This window comes from Sporolactobacillus sp. THM19-2 (assembly GCF_004153195.1).
Taxonomy (GTDB): Bacteria; Bacillota; Bacilli; order Bacillales; family Sporolactobacillaceae; genus Sporolactobacillus.
Window position 1 is genome coordinate 65,087 of sequence record NZ_SEMC01000010.1, and the last position, 7,286, is coordinate 72,372.

The 7,286-nt window shown below is 44.9% G+C and carries 6 protein-coding genes; 2 read left to right on the top strand and 4 right to left on the bottom strand.

The features are described from left to right. Positions 1-28: 28 nt before the first annotated feature. The gene (locus EWH91_RS09130; protein ID WP_129929741.1) at positions 29-1,294 is read right to left on the bottom strand and encodes a M48 family metallopeptidase; all 1,266 of its coding nucleotides are present in this window, start codon (positions 1,292-1,294) and stop codon (positions 29-31) included. A 110-nt stretch (positions 1,295-1,404) separates the two neighbouring features. Next, positions 1,405-2,394, bottom strand: coding sequence for a lipoate--protein ligase (lplA, locus tag EWH91_RS09135; RefSeq protein WP_129929742.1), 990 nt, complete (start codon positions 2,392-2,394; stop codon positions 1,405-1,407). A 224-nt stretch (positions 2,395-2,618) separates the two neighbouring features. Here lplA and EWH91_RS09140 point away from each other — a divergent pair, with 224 nt between their 5' ends. Continuing rightward, a complete protein-coding gene (locus EWH91_RS09140) occupies positions 2,619-3,269 on the top strand; it encodes a histidine phosphatase family protein (protein WP_129929743.1) in 651 nt (216 codons plus the stop codon). A gap of 76 nt (positions 3,270-3,345) precedes the next feature. Here EWH91_RS09140 and EWH91_RS09145 read toward each other — a convergent pair whose 3' ends face one another. Beyond that, positions 3,346-6,021, bottom strand: coding sequence for a YhgE/Pip family protein (locus EWH91_RS09145; RefSeq protein WP_129929744.1), 2,676 nt, complete (start codon positions 6,019-6,021; stop codon positions 3,346-3,348). Positions 6,022-6,123: 102 nt separating this feature from the next. Next, positions 6,124-6,693, bottom strand: a complete 570-nt coding sequence (locus EWH91_RS09150; RefSeq protein WP_129929745.1) for a TetR/AcrR family transcriptional regulator — start codon at positions 6,691-6,693, stop codon at positions 6,124-6,126. Positions 6,694-7,122: 429 nt separating this feature from the next. Between EWH91_RS09150 and EWH91_RS15010 the strand changes: the two genes are divergently transcribed. Further along, positions 7,123-7,286 (top strand): helix-turn-helix domain-containing protein (locus EWH91_RS15010; protein WP_165364289.1); only part of this gene is annotated, 164 nt, incomplete at its 3' end.

Consider the following 7,286-nt stretch of genomic DNA (forward strand, 5'->3'; position numbering starts at 1 on the left):
ATAAACCATCATCAGTGGAGGAATTTTTTCATTCTTTATCTTTAAGATTCACCTGCTCCAGATATTGGAAGCGCTCAAGCATGGTCGGGTGATCATACTGGATCCATTTGACGAGTGCAGGTGGGTTGATTTCCGCCAGACTGGCAGAAGAAATCTTCTGAAAGGATGAAATAGCGGCTTCCCGGTCACCGGTCAGATGGATGGCGTAGCTGTCAGCTGAACGCTCAAACTGTCTTGAAATGGCACCCTGTACCGGTTCAAAAGCAAAGGACAGAACTGAAAATATGAGTAAAACAAGCGGCAAAGCGGCAATATCTCCCGGATGGTTAAGATTGAGCCTGGCTCCCCATTTCTGCACCGCCCAGAGCAGAAATTTTGCTGCGAGGATTAAACCAACCAGCAAACCGGCAAGTGCAGCTGTGACTGCCCACACAATGTGATGCATGACGTAATGGGCCATTTCATGTGCCATAATAAACAGCACTTCCGGGGGACTCAATTGCCTGATCGTCGTATCCCAGAGCACAATCCTCAAATGAGAGCCCAGCCCGTTCACATAGGCGTTCATTGCATTCGTTTCACTGGACATATCTACCTCATAGACATCATCTGCAGGAATTTGGGCACGCGCGGCCAGTTGCAGAATCTCCTGCTTCAGCCTGCCGTCCTGAAGACTCTGAAAATGATTGTACAGCGGATCAATAACCACCGGCTGGATATAGATCAAAAAAACAACAAACGGAACAGCCAGCAGCCAGACGGGCAGCCACCAGTTTGCCGGATATCTGCGAATAAAAAAGAAAACGACAGTCAGTGCCAGAAAGCCGATCAGGCTGTCAACGGCCAGACTGATCCCCTGATCTTTCAGCCAGTCGTAAAAAGGCTGAACGGAAATGCCATAGTGCTGAGAAATTCGATAGGAGATCAGGTCTGCCGGGAGAAAAACAATGGCGCCCACAAGGGACAGGGCGGCGAAGCCGATGAGCATCTGAATGAGAAAATGGCCGGTTATTCTTTCAGAACGGTTTCTCAGCCACACAGAGAAACCGCTGATCAGAACAAACAGATAGACACCCCACTCCAGCGGAATCAGGGCAAAAGATATAAAGTGCCGCAGGGCATTGTAGTTCAGGCTTTCCGTGATGCGGTCTTTACTCATAAACTGCGCCGGATCCGCAGGTGTTCCCTTTGCTTCTGCGGGGATCCCTGTTTTCGCCCATAAGAAAAAGTAGACACCGATGGCGATGAGATAGATCAGATAGATCAGGATGAATCCCCGGACAACCTTTTTCAAGATGAACCCTCCTTTTAGGGTTATGGGATCTTCAGTCTTCCGGTCCCCGAAAGGACTGGCCATTCTTATTCTAGTTTGTCCCCGGACTGTTTAGAACAGGCGCTCATCCCTCAGATCAGAACAGACAAGAGTTCCTCCTCACTGATTTTTCCGAAGTATTTGTGTACGTCCACACCATTTAACTTTTCTTCAATAGCCTTCCGGTCATATTTTGTGCCGACGAGAAGCTTCTCAATGTCCGTTACATCACCTGCACCAAAGAAGTCACCATAAATCGTCATTTTCTCAATCACACTTTTTTTCACATTCATTCTCAGGTCAATCCGCCCGCCGGAAAAGCGTTTTGCCTTTTGAACATTAAATTCAGGGGATTTGCCATAAACCCATTCCCAGTTTCTATAACGCTTATTGGCGATATCGACAATGTTTGTCCAGTCTTCGTCCGTAATCTGATATTCCGGGATTTTTTCCTGACCTTCAAAAATATAGTGAAGCAGAGTTTCACGGAATTGCTGAATAGTCATATCCTTCGCCAGATGCTCACGGATATTGGTGACCCGGCTTCGTACGGATTTGATCCCCTTTGATTCATATTTTGCCGCATCGGGATGGAGTGCTTTTGAAACATGATCCAGATTAACATCAAAAAGCAGCGTACCATGACTGAAAATACGCCCCTGAGTGACAAATTGCGCATTCCCCGATATTTTTTTACCATCAAGCGTCAGGTCATTTCTTCCTTCAAGCCGGGCTTCGACACCCATATGATGCAGAGCCCGGATAACGGGTTCTGTAAATTTACGATAATTGTTAAAGCTGTCTCCGTCGTCTTTGGCGATAAAGCTGAAACTTAAATTGCCCGGATCGTTATACACAGCTCCTCCACCTGAAAGCCTCCGGGTTACCGTGACCTTATTCGCCCGAATATAATCCCTGTTGATTTCTTCAGCCGTATTCTGATTACGTCCGACAATGACAGTCGGTGCCATGCGATAGAACATCAGGTACGTTTCGTTGATATCCAGATATTTTAATGCATATTCCTCCATCGCAAAATTCAATGTCTGGTCAAGAACGTCCCGATTATTGATGTAAATCATGAAAAGGCCTCCCCAAAAAAGTTGTCACATCACTCCTTTCATTCTAAAGCGCCTTCAGTCTGCCGTCCAGGCGCAGGTGCCGGTATTCACCTGTACTGAAATTAATTTTATTCACGGCTTCACGATACGGATATTTTTTTTGCATCAAACCAAAATTTCCATTAAACTGATTCAAGTGGCCGCAGTTTTTACGCGGCCAGGACACTGCCAGGAGGTCTGAAGATATGAAATCGATTTATTTGGTCAGACATGGACGGACATTATTCAACTTATTAAATAAAGTACAGGGAATTTCAGATACCCCGCTGACAGCTGAAGGTCTGAAGAAGGCAGCAGAGCTTGGTGAACGTTTTAAAAATAACGGCATTTCTTTTGACGCGGCATATACCAGTGACCTCAGCCGTACAAGAAAAACATCGCAAATTCTATTATCTCATTCAGCTAATCCTGAGCTTCCGCTCTTCGAAACGCCCTGTCTCAGAGAAGTCAGCTTTGGTATGTTTGAAGGCGATCCCAATGATTTCACATGGAGACGGGCAAAAGAAGCATCGGGAATTCCCGGGCTGAATGGCGATTCCCCTGATGAACTGCGGATTCAGGGGCTCGCCGGCATTAAAAAAGCAGATAAAACCGGTCTTGCTGAAAGTTATGAAGATGTAAAAAAGCGGATTGAACATATTCTGGATGTGTTTGCCTCATCTGAAGGCTCTACCCTTCTTGCCGTGAGCCACGGGATGTATATTAATTGTGTCGTCTATACCCTGATGGAAAAAGGCACGCACCTCCCTCCTGTCCCCAATACAAGTGTCACAAAACTGATTTTTGACCACGGCACTTTCCGGGTGGATTATGTCGGCAGAGAGGATCCGTTTTAAAAATCTCCTGATTCACTATGTAAAAACGCCGGACGGATGCAGAATCCGCCCGGCGTTTTTTTGATCAATCAAAAAGTTAATTAGAAAGTTCCATAGGAGAACCGGATAACTTTCCTGCTTTATTGTTTTTCTGATCTCTGTGGAATTTGATTGAGAAGGTGATGATGCTTAACAGGAGTCCCACAAGAATAAAGACCAGAAGCGCAATAGAATTATTCACGAGCATCTGATGCTGGCCGCCGTCAATGATATTTCGGAATCCATTGACTGCATAGGTCATCGGAAGTATGGGTGAAATTTTCTGAAGCCAGCCCGGGATCAGTTCGATAGAATAGGCTCCCCCGCTCGTCACAAGCTGGAAGAGCAGAATCACGAGGGCAACAAACCGTCCTTCGTTATTAAAGGAACCGGCCAGCCACTGAATGATCGCCATGAAACTCATGCTGGTCAGAATAGTAAACCCAATGAAGGTCCACGGGTGATCGACGGACAACCCAAGTCCGCCCAGTACTGCTAGATCAACCAGCAGGGCCTGAGCGACGGACATCAGAATCGTGATGAAATATTTACTCAGCGCAATGTTCCATCCCGCTGTCGCAAGTCCTGCCGGTTTACCAAGATCATAAATAAGGGTCAGCACCAGTGCTCCGACAAACAGGCCGATGCAAATGAAATAGGGAGTAAACCCGGAGCCAAATGTATCAACCGCCTGGTTCGAGCTGTCGATCAGCCTTACGGGCTCCGAGAATTTCTGAGCATGGCTATCGTCGGTTGGCGTCTCCGCCAGCTGACTGTGTGCATCGGACAGGCTTCCGGCCAGCTTCGAATTTCCCTTGTAAATCTGCTGTGCACCGCCGGCTACCTTATTTGTGCCATTAGAAAGCTGCTGCTGACCGCTTGAGAGGCCGGAGAGGCCATTCGTCAGCGATGCGGCACCATTTGCCAGTTTACCGGTGTTCCCGGCAAGTGCAGATGATCCATTTGCCAGACTGGCTGAGTTGCTGTTCAACTGATTGAGACCGCTATTTAATGTCTGTGCACCTTGTGTTGCCTGACTGACGCTGGAAGTAATAAGTGGAATGCCGTTACGGCCGGACAGCTGTGCTGTTCCGTCAGCTAGTTGACGAGCAGCAGAATTAAGGGTCAGACCGGTTCTCGGATCTTTCTGCTGCATATTCTCGATAACACCACTCTTCATTTGCGCCGCGGTTTCCGTCGCAGTCTGACGGGAAACTTGTTGTGCCGTGCTTAGAGCAGTCTCCGGAGCAATCTGTTCAGCAGTAGCAACAGCAGCTGCTGGTGCGACTCTCTGTGCAGTTCCTGAAGCTGTTTTTTTGATTGTTTCTTCTGCTGAAGTCTGGAGAGAACTTGCAATTGCATTCGTATTCTTTCCCGAATTGACCGATTCTCCGATTGTACTCGTTGTTGACTGTGCCATTACATTGTACAGGTTATTAATAACTGCTTTTGATGTATGTGGGTCATATCCTGCTTTATTCAACAGGGAAAGTAGTAATTGATTTAATTGTTTATTATTGTTTAATCCCGCAGTAACCTGGTCTATTGTAGCCTGACTCTTCACTGAATCTGAAATGGTCTTTGTTATTTTTGATGCATTTGCATCAGCCTGCTCCTGTATTGTACCTCCCGGCTGACTATTAGCGGCAGCCAGTGCCGCTGCTTCTACTTCAGAGTGATTAATTGAACTCTGTGCGGACTGAATAATTTGTTTCTCATTATTTTTTACTTGCTTTCTCGCAGCACTCTGAATTTCTGTTTTATTTCCAGCCACCTGTTGCATAGCTGTATTTCCAATTTGAGCCGGATTAATAGAGTGATCAATCTGTTGCGGAAGCCCTTGAATAATGGCATAAAAGTCCTGCATTCCGCTATTCAGTCGATTAACATTTCCGCCCAGGTTTTGCTGCTGAATGCCACTGTTCAGTTGATTTAATCCTGAGGCCAGTTGATTTGATCCAGGTGCAATCTGATTGCTTACCGCTCCGGTGTATTGCTGAACTCCGGAGTTTAACGTCTTTGCCCCGTCATTCAGCTCCGAAGCGCCGCCTGTAAGTTTTTCTGACCCGTCTGTCAGCTGACCGGTGCCATTTGCCAGGTCTTTGAAGCCGCTTTTTAACTGATTCAAACCGGCAAGTTCAGATTTTCCGCCGCCGGACAGATCATTTGCTCCTTTAGAGGCATCTGCCAGACCGTCAGTCAGTTTATCGATTTGTGTATACATCGTTTTGGCATAGGTTTTTGTGATTGCATCTGAAATACGCGTCTGAAGATTTTTTATGCCCGTATCTGCCATTTTCCCTGAAATAAAGTTATAATCCCGATTAATCCGGTATTCAATATTAGCTGGTCTGACTTTCTGATCTGATAATGTTGTTGCATTCTCTGAGAAAGAAGACGGGATCCGAACCGTCATGAAATAATGATTATCCTTAAAGCCGTCTTCAGCCTTTTTTTCACTGACGAACGACCACTTAAAATTATCGTCTTTCTTCAGATTATCTACCAGATCGTCACCCGCATGAAGCTGCCTGCCGGCAATCTCTGCACCTGAATCCTGATTCACAACGGCAACAGGCAGCTGCCCGGTTTTGCCAAACGCGTCCCAGAATCCATACAGGAACATTCCTGCATAAAGTAACGGAATACACATCACTGCAACCATCACAACAATATTGTGTGGTTTAGCCACTATGGCTTTCAGTTCCGCCCATATTAGATGGATTACATTCATGTTGCACACACCCTTTTCTTCTCATACTTGCCTGATTCCAGTTCAAAATGACTATTTTAGTCATTTAGTCACTTTCCTGCAAAAAAATAAATGTGATGCCCATCACTTTTTTAAACCTCTGACGAGATACAATCCAAACAAATCGGCAATCTCACTGCTGGACAGAGGAGCATGTCTCAACTCCCAGTCAAAGACGAGCGCGATATAGAGCCTGAGGATAACGAAAGCCGTCACCTTAGGATCGCAGGTCTTGATCTCGCCTTTCTTCAAGGCATTCTTAATATTGCCCTCCAGAAAATCCAGAATAGCATCCTCGACGTTACCTAAAGCCTGTTTTGCCTGCACGGTTCCAATTTCTTTGATCTCCTGAGTCAGTTTAATGGTCAGCTGATGCTCCTTGCGAAACTCCAGTACACTGTAAAGTGCCCGGTGAAGATTGGTAAAAAAATCATCTTCATCATGAATCGCACTGCTTGCGACCTTTTTGATTTTTTCAATAAACTGCTTCATGATTTCAAAAAAAAGGTCTTCTTTGTTTGTAAAAAAAGTATAAATCGTCCCCTTTCCGACATTCGCCATGCGCGCAACAAGATCCATCGTTGTTGCCTTATAACCAAAAGATGCAAATGTCTGCTCCGCGGCTTTCAGGATGTTTTCTTTACGGTCGACCATTCTTTGCCATCACCATTCTATTGACCGAATGAACATTTCAGTCAATTCGTTCTACTATGAAATAATAACACACCCGCCGTACCCGTTCAAGGGGGAAAACATCTGGAGGCGGGAAACTCAGAAGAAGGTTGAAAAAATGAATTCTTTTATTATTAGCCGAGAACACACGTGACTTCAGTCATGAGTGTTCTCGGCGTATCTTTTCAATACTGTAATCACTAAATTGTTAAATGATCTGTTTTGTTCTTCGGCTATTTGTTCCAACTCTTTCTTTAAGTCTTTCTCAATGGTCAATAGTGTTCTTGTTTTGTTACTTGCTATCGTACCCATATCATTATCACCTCGTGACTATAATAACATTTAATCATAATATTTACAAGATAATGACATCATGATATATTATAGTTAAAGAAAAGAGGTGAAACAACAATGGTATTAAAGGGTTTAAAGTTAAGAATATATCCTGACAAAGAACAAAAACTTAAAATTAAATTAAACTTTGGCTATAACCGTTTTGTGTGGAATCAGATGTTAAACATGATGATTGAACGATACCACAACAATCCCGATTCTTCTTTTCTTAGCGCTTTTGC